This window comes from Paenibacillus mucilaginosus 3016 (genome assembly GCF_000250655.1).
GTDB lineage: Bacteria > Bacillota > Bacilli > Paenibacillales > NBRC-103111 > Paenibacillus_G > Paenibacillus_G mucilaginosus.
Map to the genome: position 1 here is coordinate 1,014,254 of NC_016935.1, position 13,348 is coordinate 1,027,601.

A 13,348-nucleotide genomic window follows, 5' to 3' on the forward strand; every position below is an offset into this window, starting at 1 on the left:
CCCAGGAATAGTCTTCCAGAAGCTTGGAAAACTTTTTTGGCGGGGCGGGCGGATATCTTACATAGAAAGATTCAGGATTGAATATAATGGGTATTACTCTTTTATGGAAATTCACAAACAGCGGTACGAAGGAACAAAAGAGAATCCACTTCATCATCAGACATCGGAAAGGAGCGCATGCATATGCGTCAAATCAACCACATCAATATCACCGATACGAACGGCAAGATTTACTGCTGTCTTCGCAATAAAATCGTCACGCTCGATGATCATCAGAAACAGAAATTCTGCGGGGGCTGCAAAATGTTTGCGGGCGATGCGGGAGGCCGCGGCGTGGAATGCGTCTGGGACGATATCCGTCCGGTAGCCAACCCTCATATCGTCAACAACCCGTTCACGGAGATGCTGAGCAATCAGGCACGCCGCGTGAACCTCACGGATCATCTGTCCACCGTCGCCGTTTTCGGCGTTTGACCACAGCTTGGATGACAGGTCTATTGAAATTCAGCGGGACCGGCAGCCGGGAATGGTGGGAAGTGTGCCGCCGTTCTTGTCTCTGAGCGCAACAGGGACAAGCCCCCATATGATGCCTGCCTGATTTCCTTCTCCAGCCGCACCCTGCCCCCGTTTACTCCACTCGCTCTCGTCCGAGAGCATGCAGCCTTTTGGCGTCCAATCCTTATTTGTCCATCCGTTCGACTCACCTTCACTGCACGCAAGCGGAACTGTCGGGTCAGCCGGCAGCCAGGTCCCAGAGCTGTTTGCCGATCAGGATGCCGGTCACGATGATGAACAGCGGCTTGACGTAAGTCGATCCTTTGCGGATGGCGAGCTGCGAGCCGACCAGAGCGCCGGCGATCATGGACAGGCCCATGGGAATCCCGTAGCCGAGATGTACGGAATCAAGGAGGAAGAACGCGGCCAGGCTGGCGATGTTGCTTGCGAAGTTCAGCACCTTGGCATTGGCGCTTGCCCCTACGAAGTCGAAGCCGAACAGCAGGAAAACGAAGAGCAGGAAGGATCCGGTTCCGGGGCCGAAGAAGCCGTCGTAGAATCCGATGACCAGGGCTGCGAGGCCGATCACGAGCCGGCGCGGGCCGGTCCACTTCAGCTGCACGCCGGTGCCGTCCCAGTTCTTCTTGAACAAGGTATAGACCAGGACGGCGATCAGCATCACGACAACAAGCGGTCGCATGAAGGACGAGGGTACGAGATGGACCGTGTACGTCCCGAATGCCGACCCTATGAACGCCAGGGGGAAAAGCAGCAGCACCAGCCTGCCGCTGACCTTGCCCGAAGCGAGGAAGGAGGCTGTGCTCGTCAGGGAGGACAGTGTGCCGCCCAGCTTATTCGTCCCGAGCACCATGCTGGGGGGCAGTCCCGTGAGCATCAGTGCCGGAACGGAAACCAGTCCGCCGCCGCCTACCACCGAATCGATGAACGAGGCCACGAATCCGGCAGCGATCAGGAACAAGAGCATATCCGTTGAAGGCCATTCCATGGTTACGACTCCTTTGAATATTCGAGAATGATGTTCGGCGCCTTCCGCGCTGAGAACATTTTTTCAGTATAGACCCGGAAGCTGCCCTGGGCAATCTTTTCGGATGCAACGTCACAGCGTTACTGCGGCGTTGCATTTTTGCTTTCCGGCGTGATATGTTGGGGCCGTATACCCTGAACCACAGCAACCATTCGATGGACGAAAGGTGTGTGACGTCAATGATTCACAAGCTTGAGCATATTGGCATTATGGTCAGCAATATGGATGCATCCATCCGCTTCTATACGGAGGTGCTCGGACTGCAGCTGGCCCGCAGAGAGCAGATCGACAACGGGCCGGAGCTCGGCTTCCTGTCCTTCCCCGGCTCGGAGCATATCGAGATCGAGCTGATCGGCCGGGGAACGGAGGGCCTGTCGGGCAGCGGCATCGTCAACCATGTGGCTTTCACGGTAAGCGACATCGAAGGGGAGATGGCGCGGCTGCAGGACTTGGGCGTACGGTTCGAGGAGGGGAGTTCGAAGGTCATTCTGAACGGAGTCCGCATCGCCTTCTTCCAGGGGCCGGACGGGGAGCGGCTCGAATTGTTCCAGCCGGCTCCGTGACCCCGGCCGGAGAAGGCCGTGAGCCGCTGCTCCGCCTCCGGGCTGTCACCCATGGGCATTCACCCGCATATCGTATCGTAACCGGGAAAGGGGCATCCGCAAGGGTGCCGAGTCCATCCCGAAACGAGGGCAGGGGAGAAGAATACCATGGAATGGATCAGCGGCGAGGACCGGGCACCGCGGGAGCGAATCATGACGCGCCGGCTCGTCAAACCCAGACTTGATGTCAAATACCCGCAGGTAGCCGGGCTGAGGAACGGATTCGTGCAGCGGATGGTGAATCATGCCATTCTCGATGCGGTCTATGATCTGATCCGCATCCAGGGCTACGTGCAGGATAAGACGAAGACGATTACCGGTACTTATCACGTCAAGCTGCACCAAAAAGAGCTGCTGAGCCTGCTCTATGAGAACTACGGCTATGCGGAGAAGGCGGCCCACGGCATCACCTACCAGAGCTCGCAGACCTTCGATCTTGAAGACGGCCGTCTGTATGCGCTGGCCGATCTGTTCAAGCCGGGCAGCGATTACATCGGCCGGTTATCGAAGATTATTGCGCGGGAGTTCAAGGAGCGCGATATCCCGATGATCGCCGAGTTCAAGACGATCACACCGGAGCAGCCCTACTATTTGACGGACAAAGCGATTGGCATCTATTTTCAGCTGTATGAATACACGCCTTATGTCTACGGATTCCCGACGTTCGAAATTCCGTTCGCCGAGGTGAAGGACATCATCGATCCGCAGGGCCCGATCGGCCGGCTGATGTAACCGCAGCCCGGACCGCTAGTGCCGGAGGGCCCGGCCCGAAGTGCAACCCTCGTGGCCGTGCAGCCGGTTCCGCGGGCCCGGCCGGCGGACAAGCTGCGGCAGCACGGGAACAAGGCAGCATAGGCAGCATAGGTAGCAGAGGCGCAGCCCCAGAACAACAGATGGCAGGCAGGAGGGAGCACACCGCATGAACAAGACAGCAATCGTAGCGGGAGCAACAGGATTAATCGGCAGGGAGCTGGTCCGGCAGCTCAAGCAGGATGCGGCGTGCGGAAGAGTCATTGCGCTCGTCCGCAGCCGCACGGACTGGGAGGGCGGGCAGCCGGAGGAGCTCGTGACCGACTGGAGTGAGGCGCAGCTGGAGCCGCTGCTCCGGGACAAGCTGCCGGGGGCGGACGTGTACTGCGCACTAGGCACAACAATCAGGAAGGCCGGCTCGAAGGAGCAGTTCCGGCGCGTCGACCTGGAGTATCCGCTGACGCTCGGACGTCTGGCGTGCGCTCACGGGGCTTCGCGGCTGCTCGTCGTCTCCTCCACCGGTGCCGATTCGTCGTCCCGGTTCTTCTACAGCCGGGTCAAGGGGGAGATGGAGGAGGCCCTCCGCGCGCTGGGGCTTCCCGAGCTTCACTTCTTCAGGCCCTCGCTGCTGCTCGGACAGCGGAAGAACGACCACCGCCCGGGAGAGAAGTTCGCCGAAGCCGTAAGCGGCGCCATGCCGTTCCTGTTCCGGGGGCCGCTGCAGAGGTACAAGCCCATTCAGGCGGCTGCCGTGGCCCGGGGCATGATCCGCGCAGCCCTCAGGGAGCACGGGGGCGAGCAGGTGTGGGAGTCCGAGCGGATTGCAGAGCTGTCCCGCTGACCGGCGTGCACCGAAGGAATCCATGAAGCACGGAAGCTTTTCCAAACAATCACCAAAAAAGCTCCTAAGACCGGGAACCCTTGCAGTCCCGAAGCTTATGGAGCTTTTTGGCATGCGGTTCTTTCAACCGCCGAACGATTCGCGGAAGGCGCGGCCGAGCGCCTCCGGCTCCACGCTCCACAGCTCGGCGATCTCCCCGCAGACGTTCTCGTCGAACCAGTCCGCAAGCAGCTTGCGGTTGCTGCCGTTCTCGGCAATGTAGGGCAGGTTCAGCAGCACTTTCTTGTAATAGAGCTCTTCGGCCTGGCTTACCTTCTCGGGGGGAATCCATCCGCCGAGCTTCTTCCGCGCCCGGTACAGCTCGCGGCTGCACGTGCGCCGGATTTGGCGGGCGGAGGGCAGCGGCTGGCTGTGCTTCATTTTGTTGCCGGGATTCATGGGGCCCACTCTCCTTCCATACAGCATCGTATGCAAGGAAGGGCGGAGTGGGTACAGGGGAACGGGACGGCTTTACGCCGAGGGATACGGCCTCTTGCGGCGGGAGAACACCAGCGCGAGCAGAGCGAGCAGCACGGGAACCCCCACCTGCAGCGGCAGATGCATCTGATAAGGGACCTTCTTGAGCCCGACATCGATATGCTCGGGGAAGCTCGCACTCATGCCGACCGAAGCCGCCAGGATCAAAAGCCCTATCGCAGCCAGCTGGGCAAGCTCCGCTTTGCGTCCGCTCGTGCGGGTCAGCTCCGACAAGCCGCGTACGCCGGCGTAGGTGAAGATCGTGATCTTGAAGTAGCCGCCCAGGATCAGGGTGCTGAGGGCCACGGCATCCAGCCGCTGGATGACTTCGCCGACCTGGATTTTGCCCAGGGCGGCGAGCAGGGGGAACTGCTCGGCGGCCGCGCGGCCGGGCCCCAGAACAGCGATATCGAGGGAGACGACGGCGGTCAGCGTAAGTCCGGCGGTCAGCATTGCCAGGAGGAAAGGTCTCGCCGCCTTCCGGCTGCTGCACAGGTGCGGCAGGACCATCAGGAAGACGATGGTTTCGCCGAAGGGGAAGGTCAGGGTCAGCGGGAACGCTGTCTGCAGGACGGGCATCAGCCCCTTCTCGAGTACCGGCAGGAACCGGCGCGGCTCGAGGATGTCGGAGGCGAGGATGGCCGGTACGGTGACGATGGCCATAAAGCTCACGAGCCGGATGATGATCTCCGCCGACCGGCCGATCACCTCCATCCCGAGCGACAAGGACCAGCAGATGATGACGACCATCAGGGCATTCACCGACAGCAGCGGCGTCTGGTTGAGGATGGTCGTCACCAGCACCTCTCCGAAATCCCGGAGCACCCGGGCCGCGATATAGAGGAAGTAGGCGACGTAGATTCCGCCGACCAGACGGCCTGCCGCCGGGCCCAGCCGCAGCTGCAGAATGCCGATGAGCGAGTGCCCTTCATGACGGCGGTACACATACAGGAACACGACCGCCAGAAGAAGGCCGGCGCTCATGCCGATCAGGATGGCAAGCCAGGCATCCCGCTCGGCCTGCATGCCGAGACCGACAATGACGGCGCTGCCGAGCTCGAACAGAAATACAAGGCAGTAGAGCTGCCGGGCATTCAGAATCGGTGCCTTCATGGCGTGAACTCCTTTCTTCCTACGACTCCCCTTTTCGGGCGGAACGCTGTTTCCATGCATGTACGGCAAGCAGCAGGAGCGGAAGCAGAAGACCGTAGGGGAGGGTGCTGACCGTCCAGATCTCCCGGATAAAGTCCAGGAAGTAGACGGAGCTTGGGGCGATGATCATGGCCAGTACCCAGATGATCAGGCCGAGCGGATACGTGATCTCCCGGTAGCCCCTCAGTCCGAAGAGCTGGGCGGCACAGAGGGCGCAGGCATACAGGCAAACGGTAATTTTGAAAAATAAGGAGATGAACCAGAGCCCGCCCACCAGCACCTCGATGCGCTGAATGAAATTACCTATATTCACCTTCTGCGCCATCTGGAACAGGGGATAGACCGACCGTTCCGTCGTATGGGGCCCGAGCACCAGAATCGAACACAGCGTGAAGAGCAGGACGATCCCCCCGCCCGAGAGCATGGCGAAGCGGAAGGCCTTCCCTGATTTCTCCGGACGCCGGAGATGGGGGAGGAGCATCAGGAAGACGACCAGATCGAGATAAGGGATGCCGATCAGGGTGAGGGTGCCTTTGATAACCGGCGGCAGCCCGTGCTCCATCACTGGAAGCAGGTGGTTGATTTCGATCTCGGGTGCCAGGAATATCAGGAAGCAGAGGATGAAGAGCAGCACCCAGGGAAGAAAAATTTCCGCCGACCGGCCGACCGGCTCCAGTCCCCGCCGTACCGAGAAGACCAGCAGGAGCACCATGACGGCGTGGATGGCCTGGATCGGGGTCTGGGGCAGGGTTAGCGTCGTAATCATCTCGCCGAGCTGCCGCAGAAGGCCTGAGGTCAGGATGAGCAGGTAGGCCCAAAACAGCAGGCCCACGGCTTTGCCCGGCAGCCTGCCGAGAATTACCTCGGAATACTGCATCAGTGTCATTCCCGGGTAGGTGCCGCTCAGCTTCGTGTATAGCGGCACCAGCAGGCAGGAGAGAGCGATCCCTGCGGTGACGGCAATCCAGGCATCCTGCTTGGCCTGCGAGGCAAGATATGTGGGAATGAGCAGGGTCGATGAGCTGATGATGAACATACACATCAGGGCGGACAGCTGGGAGACCGAGATCTGTTCCCGTTTCATTGGGGCTCCCTCCATCCGATCAAGGCGTCTACCCCCTGGCTGACGGGTCTGTAGACCATCGTCATCCAGTCAAGCGGGTTCGGCAGAGGGACCCGGGCGGACTGAAGAATCCCCAGAATGGTACCGGCAAGGAGCATGACGGTGAACACGAGAAGATCCCGGTGTCTGCGAGCCCTCCGCATCCGGGGGATTTCCTTGTACGCAATACAGGCGGCCAGCAGAAGCAGGGCGATGCTGTCCATCATTTTTTATCCCCCTCCTTTCATCTGGCCCAGATAGGATTTGTTGGTCGTGCCGGTCCGGCGGATATGAGCCTCTACCTCGACGGTGACAGGCAGCTTGACGAAGTGGGCATCCCAGTCCTCCTTGAGGACGGCCCAGGCCTTCGGATCCTTTTGATGAATCATTTCCCCGAAGCCAAAGATATCCGACTTCAATTTTTTGGCCTTTTGGATCGAGGAATTCACCACCTCTTTCGTCCGCTTCACCGCTTCCTGCTCCAGCATCTCCACCGCTTCCTGCTTACTGAGGTCGACATCACAGTTGACTTCGGTTACGTTGCTCTCGGTTGTCAGGCTTACCAAGATGGACGGCGCCCCGTCCCGGATGATGGCCTTGATGCTGGATTTGCTGTTATAGACCTCCAGGGATACGGTTCCGCTGCCTCCGCAGCCGATGGTGCCGACGGTATTCTTGACATCTCCTTTGATATAGTTGTAACCCTTGCTCTCCTGCTCGTTCAGCCAGCCCGCCAGACGGTCCTTGCGCATCACGGCCAGGTTGGCATACTCCAGCATCCCTGAGGGGGTGATGGAAGACAGGCCTTCCCGGGTTTTTCCTTTCGATTTGCTGCCTTCGATCTTCACACCGGTCAGAACCGCGCTTCGGCCGGGCTCCACCATGTCCGTGATCAGCTCGTCGAGCTGGACGGTATGGGTCGGAGCCCAGATTTTCTCCGAGGTTTCGAGCGATTTGCGCAGCTTCTGGGACGGGATCTTCTCCAGCGGCGTCAGGACATTCAGGATGTCGCCGGCTTTGGCGCCCTTGGAGAGCACCACGAAGAAGTCCGAGCGCACCTCATGATTGCGGGAGAGGAATTCCAGGGATTCGGCGATGCCCCGGTCCGCCAGCGCTTCCCCAAGGACCAGAATCTGCAGATGGGAAAGGTAAATCTTCCTCGGCAGCACGGTGGTCATCTTTCGGAGTGCCTCCGACACGGATTGGTTGCGCGCTTCGTAGGTGGATACCGTGGTGGCGGTGCCGCCCCCCTTCCGGGGAGCCACCTCTCCCGGGTCGACGATCTGCGCGGTAATCACATATTGGCCGCTCGGGTCCCAATCGATGGCCAGACCCACGGCAATGGCAATATCGTTCAGCTCGCGCCGGTTCCAGCAGCCGGCAGAGCCCAGCACGAGCAGGAGACAGAGAGCTGACCTCAGCAGGAGTCGGATCATGTTGTACCACCCGTTACCGTCAGATTGGTTTGCTGCTTTACGGGCCGGAGCGGCTAAGCCGAAGGCCCAAGGGAGCGGAATTGGAGCAGGCAGCGGAAGCGTGGTCAGTTCTCCGGTTCCCAGTCCGGTGTCCGGTCACGCACGGCGTCGGACGTATTGACCATCTGCGGCCGCTTGTTCAGCATGCGGTGCGGCAGACGGAAGATGGCGTCCTCCTGGTCCTGGGTATTGTAAGGTCCGAACGGGGCCATGTACGGCACGCCGAACGAACGCAGCGAGCACAAGTGGATGACCAGGGCGAGCAGACCGATCGTGACCCCGAAAAAGCCGAAGGTCGCCGCGAGCAGCATCATGCCGAAGCGCAGGATGCGGACGGAGATCGCCATGTTGAACGACGGGAACACGAAGTTCGAGATCGCCGTCAGCGAGACGACGATGACCATCGCGGCGGAGACAATGCCCGCTTCCACGGCGGCCTGCCCGATGACGAGTGCGCCTACGATCGACACGGCTTGTCCGATCGCTTTGGGCATGCGGATTCCCGCTTCGCGCAGAATCTCAAAGGCGATCTCCATCATCATCGCCTCCACGAAGGCGGGAAACGGAATACCTTCGCGCTGGGAGGCGAGGGAGATCAGGAGCTGGGTCGGCAGCAGATCCTGATGGAACGTCGTTACAGCAATATAGAGGGACGGCCCCAGCAGGGCAATAAAAAAACTCAGATAGCGCAGAATGCGCAGGAAAATGGCGATATCGGCCCGCTGGTAATAATCCTCCGCCGACTGAAAGAACTGGTTGAAGAGGGCGGGAACGAGCAGTACGAACGGCGTGCCGTCGATCAGGATCGCCACCCGGCCTTCCAGCAGCCCGGCGGCGATAACATCCGGGCGTTCGGAGTTGAACAGGGTCGGGAAGGGGGTCAGCGTTTTGTCCTGAATGAATTCTTCAATATAGCCGCCCTCCAGGATGGCGTCCGTACGGATCCGTCCCAGCCTTTCGTCAATCTCCTGCAGCACCGAAGGGTCGGCGAGGCCGTCGACATACATGATCGCGATCTCGGTATGGGTGACGCTGCCGATGGCCCGCTGCTCGCAGCGCAGGCGCTCGTCCCGGATGCGCCGGCGGACGAGTGCCGTATTGGTCCGGAGCGTCTCGGTGAAGCTCTCCCGCGGCCCGCGGATGACGTTCTGGACGGCGGGCTCCGATATGGCCCTGTCCTTCCAGCCGGGCGTTCCTACCGAGAGTGCGGACTGCACTCCGTCGACGAGGACGACGGTATTGCCGGAGAGCATCTCGCGGAGCACGCCCGCCAGGTCCGGAACGGCTTTGAGCTCCCCCACCTGCAGCACGGTATCCTGGATGCGGGCCAGGAGAGCGGCTCCCGTTTCCGGAAGCAGCGGCTCGGCGGAGTGCGGGGCCGAGACCGTCATCAGGGAAGGAAGGATGGATTCATGGATAATCTGCTTGTCGGCGAGACCGTCGGTATACAGGACGGCGGCCCGGATGGGCTGCGGGCTGCCCAGGGTAATCTCGCGGATCACGATGTCCCCGCTGGCGCCCAGCTGTTTGCGGATTCGCTTGAGGTTGTCGGCTAGCGCCGGTACCAGCGCTCCGCGGTCACCCGAAGACGGAGGAGGAGCGCTTCCCTGCCCGGTCGTCCCTTGCCCGGCCGTCCTTTGCATAGAGGTCTCTCCTCCTTTTGAGCTCGCATCGTATACAGGTTGAACACATCGTAGTTTTACCACAGACACCAATATTTACTCGGAATGGAAACATGACCGCGGGTAACAGGGGATTCGGAAGCATGAACCGAGCGCAGGAGAAGCGGCAAGGCGAGGGGAAGGAGGTTGGGAATAAGGTGATCAACCGGTCGGAAGGGAATCCGGCAGAGGGGACGGAAAGGAGTGGAGATCAGGGAAAGGAAGGGAAACAGGCGGTTGGAAGGGAAGCAGGCCGGGCAGGGGAACGGCGGCGGGAGGATCAAGCGGGAACGGAAAAAAGCCGGCGGCAATGCCGGCTGGCCGGGCGGGGCTGCAGGGGCTACCACCAGCGCTGGGGATAGTGCCGGCCGGATGCCCGGTGGAAGGCCCAGGCCGCCGCCGTGATCCACAGCGCTCCGAGCACCGCAGGCGCCCAGAGGAAGCTCCAGGAGGCCCCGCCGAGCAGGACGAGGAGCGGATCGGCCCCAGCGGGCGGGTGCAGGGTGCGCGTCACGCCCATCAGGAAGATGGCCAGGGCCACACCGAGGGCGGCGCTCCAGGGATGGAAGCCTGCCGTATGCAGGAGCAGGAGGCCGATGGCGGTGGACAGCGCATGGCCGCCGATGATGCTTCGGGGCTGGGCCAGCGGACTGTCCGGCAGGGCGAAGGCAAGGACGCAGGAAGCGCCGAAGGGCGCCATGAGCAGCGGCAGCCCGCTCCATCCTCCGAGGAGCAGGGCGAAGAAGACGGCCAGGAAGGCTCCGCCTGCCTGGAGGGCAAGCGTGAAGACGCGGGCCCGGGCGGCGGGCACAAGCGGTACGGGAGCCGGCAGCGGGCCCGGGTCAGCAGAAGCCAGGAGCCGTGACTGCGGAAGTCCGGAGGGGGCCTCCCCGGCATAGGTGCTCTCCTGCTTGGTTTCTGCTTGAGGCAGCGGGTGTGATGGGAGACTCATGTGCTTATCTTCCTCTCTGGAATCGGATGTGGGCGGTCCGGATGACAGCCCCGATGGAGCTATGCTACCATGGGATGAGGAATTTGAATAACGAATGAAATCGATGTTTGCTATTCGCATTTTCGATAGGTAATGGAATCGCAATCAAAGGGGGAGTCCGCATGTGGGAACGGCTGGAGGGAAGAGCTTTCCGCACCTTCCTTGCGGTAGTCGAAGAAGGCAGCTTCAGCCGGGCGGCGGAGCGGCTCGGGTATGTGCAGTCCACTGTCACGACGCAGATCCGTCAGCTGGAGGAGGCTGCGGGCCGGCGGCTGTTCGACCGGCTGCCCCGCGGGGTGGAACCGACGGAAGCCGGCCGCAAGCTCGCGCTGTACGCCCGGCGTTTCCTCGAGCTTGGGGAGGAGCTCGCCGGGGAGCTGCAGGAAGAGGGCGAGCCGCGGGGCGCCGTCAGGCTGCAGGTGCTCGAATCCTTTGCCGCCGGGCATCTGTGGGGGCCGCTCCGCCGGTTCATGGAGCTCTATCCGGGCATCGATCTGCGGATCGAGACGGGCTTTCAGCAGGAGACCGTGGAGGCGGTCCGTTCGAGGGGGGCGGAGCTCGGTCTGGTGCCCCGCGACCCGGAGCGGCCGGACCTGCGCTTCGATGCGCTCTTCGAAGACGAGCTCGTCTGGGCGGCTGTCCCCGGCGTGGCTTCCCGGCTGGAGCGCGGGGGCTACGACGTCCTCGGGGGCTGCCGGGTCGTCGGCTTCGGCCCCGGCTGCCTCTACACGGCTGAGGCGGAGTCCCTGCTCGGGATTCACGGGGCCGCGGTCCGCACCCGCGCGGAGTTCTCGTCGCCGGATATGATCCGGCAGGCGCTGCTCAGCGGGTGGGGGCGGCCTATGTGCCGCGCAGCACGATCGAGGGGGGAGCTGGAACGGGGAGAGCTGGCCGCCGTAACGGCACTGGGCAGCCGGCCCCTTACGCATGGACTGATTTCTTCCCGCCACCGCGAGCTCACCCGGGCGGGGGAGATGCTGCGCCGGTTCCTGGTTGAAACCTTCAGAGGCCTTCAGACGTAATAAGATGGGCCCCTGCGCGGCTCTGCCCGCTTGGCGGCCGCCGGCGGAAGGGCGGAGCCGCCGTTTCGGCGCACACCCTTTTCTCTAAATATCACAAAGGATAACTCGCATTGGCTCGTTACGGTCATCTGATATTTTTAATCAACGCGCGCATCATCCTTAAGAGGACGGCATAGGCGTTGATCTCAGGGTGCGGCATAGGGGTGGATATGGTAGAATAGGTTAGACATAGAGAGACAAGACTTCGAATAATTGAGTGGAGAGGAAGAGGCTGGAAACCATGAGTGAGATGCTGCATGACTTGATCGCATCGGCGCTGCATTTTATCGAGCAGCTCGGTGTCTGGGGGATTCTCCTGGGCCTCATGCTGGAGGTCATCCCGAGCGAGATCGTCCTGGCTTACGGGGGCTACCTCGTGTACAAGGGCGAAGTATCCCTGTTCGGCGCCATTGTTTTCGGCACCATCGGTTGTCTGTTCCAACAGGTGATCCTGTACTGGATCGGGCGATACGGCGGCCGGCCCGTAGTCGAGAAGTTCGGCAAATACCTGCATATGAAACCGAAGCACTTGGACATCGCGGAAGGCTGGTTCAACAAGTACGGCCCCGTCATGGTCTTCCTGGCCCGGTTCGTCCCGGTGCTCCGCCAGGCGATCTCCATTCCCGCAGGGATGGCGCGTATGCCGATGTGGCAGTTCCTGTTCTACACGACGCTCGGTACGATTCCATGGGCGATTCTCTTCGTGGTGCTCGGCCGTTCCCTCGGCGACAACTGGCAGAAGATCGAAGAAGTCGCCGGTCCGTTCACGAAGCCTCTGCTGATCGGGGTCGTGGTGATTGCAGTGCTGTATCTGATCTGGAAGCTGATGAAGCGCAGAAGCACGCGCAAGAAGGATCTGCGGGTTTGACGGGAGAAGCTGTCTGCGCATAGAGGGCTGTTCAGGTTCTATACATAAGCGGAGGAGAACTGTCCCGACGAAAGTTCTGACTTCTCCGGATTCAGTGGACGCACCGAAGCGGAGGGCGGATTCCCGCAAGGTGCCTAAGGAGCCGATTCCTGTTGGAGCCGGCTCCTTTTTTTGGTACAATCAATCATAGTAAACCGAGTTCCCTAAGGAGGATGACCCTAATGAGCACGAATCTGAGCAGCAAGCTGCGCAAAGGCCTCACCCCGCAGCAGTTCATCGACGGGATGACCAAGAACCAAGAGAAGTTCAAGGAATGGTACGATGCGTTCACGTGGGAGAACGAGGAGGACAAGGAGTTCTTCGAGTCTCTGAACAACCGCGATGATCTGCGCTGCCTGATTCTCTGCGCCGACTGGTGCGGAGATGTGGTCCGCAACGTGCCGGCCGTCTTCCGTGCGCTGGAGATCTCCGGCATTCCGACGGAGGTGCTGATCAAGGAAGAGCATCCGGATGTTATGGCCCAGTTCCTGACCGGGGGGGGCAAGCGATTCCGATAGTGATCTTCACCGACTTCAGCGGGCATGTGCTCGGACACTGGGGTCCCCGCCCGGCTCACGTCCAGGCGGTCATGACGAAGTTCAAGGCGGAGAACCCGGACCGCGAGGCGGCGGATTACCAGGACAAGATCAAGGTGGCCCGTGAAGAGATGGGCCGTCAATACGGGGAAGGCACCGGCTACCAGACCGTCATCGTACGCGAGCTGCGCGAGCTGCTCTCCTCGTTCTAAGC

14 protein-coding genes and 1 pseudogene are annotated in these 13,348 nt (G+C 61.2%); 7 read left to right on the top strand and 8 right to left on the bottom strand.

The annotated features are described in order from the left end of the window. Positions 1 to 183: 183 nt before the first annotated feature. Positions 184 to 474, top strand: a complete 291-nt coding sequence (locus PM3016_RS04470; RefSeq protein WP_013914724.1) for a hypothetical protein — start codon at positions 184 to 186, stop codon at positions 472 to 474. Between the two features lie 259 nt (positions 475 to 733). Here the strand turns inward: PM3016_RS04470 and PM3016_RS04475 are convergent, their stop codons facing one another. Beyond that, entirely contained in the window at positions 734 to 1,501 is a 768-nt protein-coding gene (locus PM3016_RS04475) for a sulfite exporter TauE/SafE family protein (protein WP_013914726.1), read from the bottom strand. A gap of 218 nt (positions 1,502 to 1,719) precedes the next feature. Here PM3016_RS04475 and PM3016_RS04480 point away from each other — a divergent pair, with 218 nt between their 5' ends. The 3 genes from PM3016_RS04480 to PM3016_RS04490 all read left to right on the top strand — a co-directional run bounded on the left by PM3016_RS04480 (position 1,720) and on the right by PM3016_RS04490 (position 3,733). Then, positions 1,720 to 2,103, top strand: a complete 384-nt coding sequence (locus PM3016_RS04480) for a VOC family protein (RefSeq protein WP_014368578.1) — start codon at positions 1,720 to 1,722, stop codon at positions 2,101 to 2,103. 147 nt (positions 2,104 to 2,250) lie between these two features. Further along, the gene (locus PM3016_RS04485; RefSeq protein ID WP_013914728.1) at positions 2,251 to 2,874 is read left to right on the top strand and encodes a DUF3298 and DUF4163 domain-containing protein; all 624 of its coding nucleotides are present in this window, start codon (positions 2,251 to 2,253) and stop codon (positions 2,872 to 2,874) included. A gap of 187 nt (positions 2,875 to 3,061) precedes the next feature. Beyond that, positions 3,062 to 3,733 carry an NAD-dependent epimerase/dehydratase family protein gene (locus PM3016_RS04490; protein WP_014368579.1) on the top strand — a complete coding sequence of 224 codons (672 nt, stop codon included), beginning with the start codon at positions 3,062 to 3,064 and terminating at the stop codon, positions 3,731 to 3,733. Positions 3,734 to 3,856: 123 nt separating this feature from the next. Here PM3016_RS04490 and PM3016_RS04495 read toward each other — a convergent pair whose 3' ends face one another. From PM3016_RS04495 to PM3016_RS04530, 7 genes are all read right to left on the bottom strand, one after another. Further along, a complete protein-coding gene (locus PM3016_RS04495) occupies positions 3,857 to 4,171 on the bottom strand; it encodes a hypothetical protein (RefSeq protein ID WP_013914730.1) in 315 nt (104 codons plus the stop codon). A gap of 72 nt (positions 4,172 to 4,243) precedes the next feature. Continuing rightward, positions 4,244 to 5,362, bottom strand: coding sequence for a GerAB/ArcD/ProY family transporter (locus PM3016_RS04500; RefSeq protein WP_013914731.1), 1,119 nt, complete (start codon positions 5,360 to 5,362; stop codon positions 4,244 to 4,246). A 19-nt stretch (positions 5,363 to 5,381) separates the two neighbouring features. Next, positions 5,382 to 6,485, bottom strand: coding sequence for a GerAB/ArcD/ProY family transporter (locus PM3016_RS04505; protein ID WP_013914732.1), 1,104 nt, complete (start codon positions 6,483 to 6,485; stop codon positions 5,382 to 5,384). Next, a complete protein-coding gene (locus tag PM3016_RS04510) occupies positions 6,482 to 6,730 on the bottom strand; it encodes a hypothetical protein (RefSeq protein ID WP_013914733.1) in 249 nt (82 codons plus the stop codon). The genes PM3016_RS04505 and PM3016_RS04510 overlap by 4 nt, the downstream gene beginning before the upstream one ends. A gap of 3 nt (positions 6,731 to 6,733) precedes the next feature. Next, positions 6,734 to 7,939 (bottom strand): Ger(x)C family spore germination protein, encoded by a 1,206-nt coding sequence (locus PM3016_RS04515; protein ID WP_014368580.1) that lies wholly within the window; start codon positions 7,937 to 7,939, stop codon positions 6,734 to 6,736. A 104-nt stretch (positions 7,940 to 8,043) separates the two neighbouring features. Continuing rightward, on the bottom strand, positions 8,044 to 9,621 hold the full coding sequence (locus PM3016_RS04520) for a spore germination protein (protein WP_014368581.1): 1,578 nt from the start codon (positions 9,619 to 9,621) through the stop codon (positions 8,044 to 8,046). A 358-nt stretch (positions 9,622 to 9,979) separates the two neighbouring features. Then, positions 9,980 to 10,591, bottom strand: a complete 612-nt coding sequence (locus tag PM3016_RS04530; protein WP_013914737.1) for an HPP family protein — start codon at positions 10,589 to 10,591, stop codon at positions 9,980 to 9,982. 161 nt (positions 10,592 to 10,752) lie between these two features. On the opposite strand from PM3016_RS04530, the gene PM3016_RS04535 reads away from it, so the two are divergent. The 3 genes and pseudogenes from PM3016_RS04535 to PM3016_RS04545 all read left to right on the top strand — a co-directional run bounded on the left by PM3016_RS04535 (position 10,753) and on the right by PM3016_RS04545 (position 13,346). Beyond that, positions 10,753 to 11,652 (top strand): LysR family transcriptional regulator, encoded by a 900-nt coding sequence (locus PM3016_RS04535; protein WP_014368583.1) that lies wholly within the window; start codon positions 10,753 to 10,755, stop codon positions 11,650 to 11,652. 280 nt (positions 11,653 to 11,932) lie between these two features. Further along, a complete protein-coding gene (gene uptA, locus PM3016_RS04540) occupies positions 11,933 to 12,559 on the top strand; it encodes an undecaprenyl phosphate transporter UptA (RefSeq protein ID WP_013914740.1) in 627 nt (208 codons plus the stop codon). Between the two features lie 221 nt (positions 12,560 to 12,780). Then, a pseudogene (locus PM3016_RS04545) lies at positions 12,781 to 13,346 on the top strand (thioredoxin family protein). Positions 13,347 to 13,348: the final 2 nt, after the last annotated feature.

Coding starts and splice junctions, on each gene's coding strand:
- PM3016_RS04475 (WP_013914726.1), bottom strand. CDS start 1,501: ATGGAATGGCCTTCAACGGATATGCTCTTGTTCCTGATCGCTGCCGGA.
- PM3016_RS04535 (WP_014368583.1), top strand. CDS start 10,753: ATGTGGGAACGGCTGGAGGGAAGAGCTTTCCGCACCTTCCTTGCGGTA.
- PM3016_RS04480 (WP_014368578.1), top strand. CDS start 1,720: ATGATTCACAAGCTTGAGCATATTGGCATTATGGTCAGCAATATGGAT.
- PM3016_RS04520 (WP_014368581.1), bottom strand. CDS start 9,621: ATGCAAAGGACGGCCGGGCAAGGGACGACCGGGCAGGGAAGCGCTCCT.
- PM3016_RS04470 (WP_013914724.1), top strand. CDS start 184: ATGCGTCAAATCAACCACATCAATATCACCGATACGAACGGCAAGATT.
- uptA (WP_013914740.1), top strand. CDS start 11,933: ATGAGTGAGATGCTGCATGACTTGATCGCATCGGCGCTGCATTTTATC.
- PM3016_RS04530 (WP_013914737.1), bottom strand. CDS start 10,591: ATGAGTCTCCCATCACACCCGCTGCCTCAAGCAGAAACCAAGCAGGAG.
- PM3016_RS04515 (WP_014368580.1), bottom strand. CDS start 7,939: ATGATCCGACTCCTGCTGAGGTCAGCTCTCTGTCTCCTGCTCGTGCTG.
- PM3016_RS04490 (WP_014368579.1), top strand. CDS start 3,062: ATGAACAAGACAGCAATCGTAGCGGGAGCAACAGGATTAATCGGCAGG.
- PM3016_RS04495 (WP_013914730.1), bottom strand. CDS start 4,171: ATGAATCCCGGCAACAAAATGAAGCACAGCCAGCCGCTGCCCTCCGCC.
- PM3016_RS04500 (WP_013914731.1), bottom strand. CDS start 5,362: ATGAAGGCACCGATTCTGAATGCCCGGCAGCTCTACTGCCTTGTATTT.
- PM3016_RS04485 (WP_013914728.1), top strand. CDS start 2,251: ATGGAATGGATCAGCGGCGAGGACCGGGCACCGCGGGAGCGAATCATG.
- PM3016_RS04505 (WP_013914732.1), bottom strand. CDS start 6,485: ATGAAACGGGAACAGATCTCGGTCTCCCAGCTGTCCGCCCTGATGTGT.
- PM3016_RS04510 (WP_013914733.1), bottom strand. CDS start 6,730: ATGATGGACAGCATCGCCCTGCTTCTGCTGGCCGCCTGTATTGCGTAC.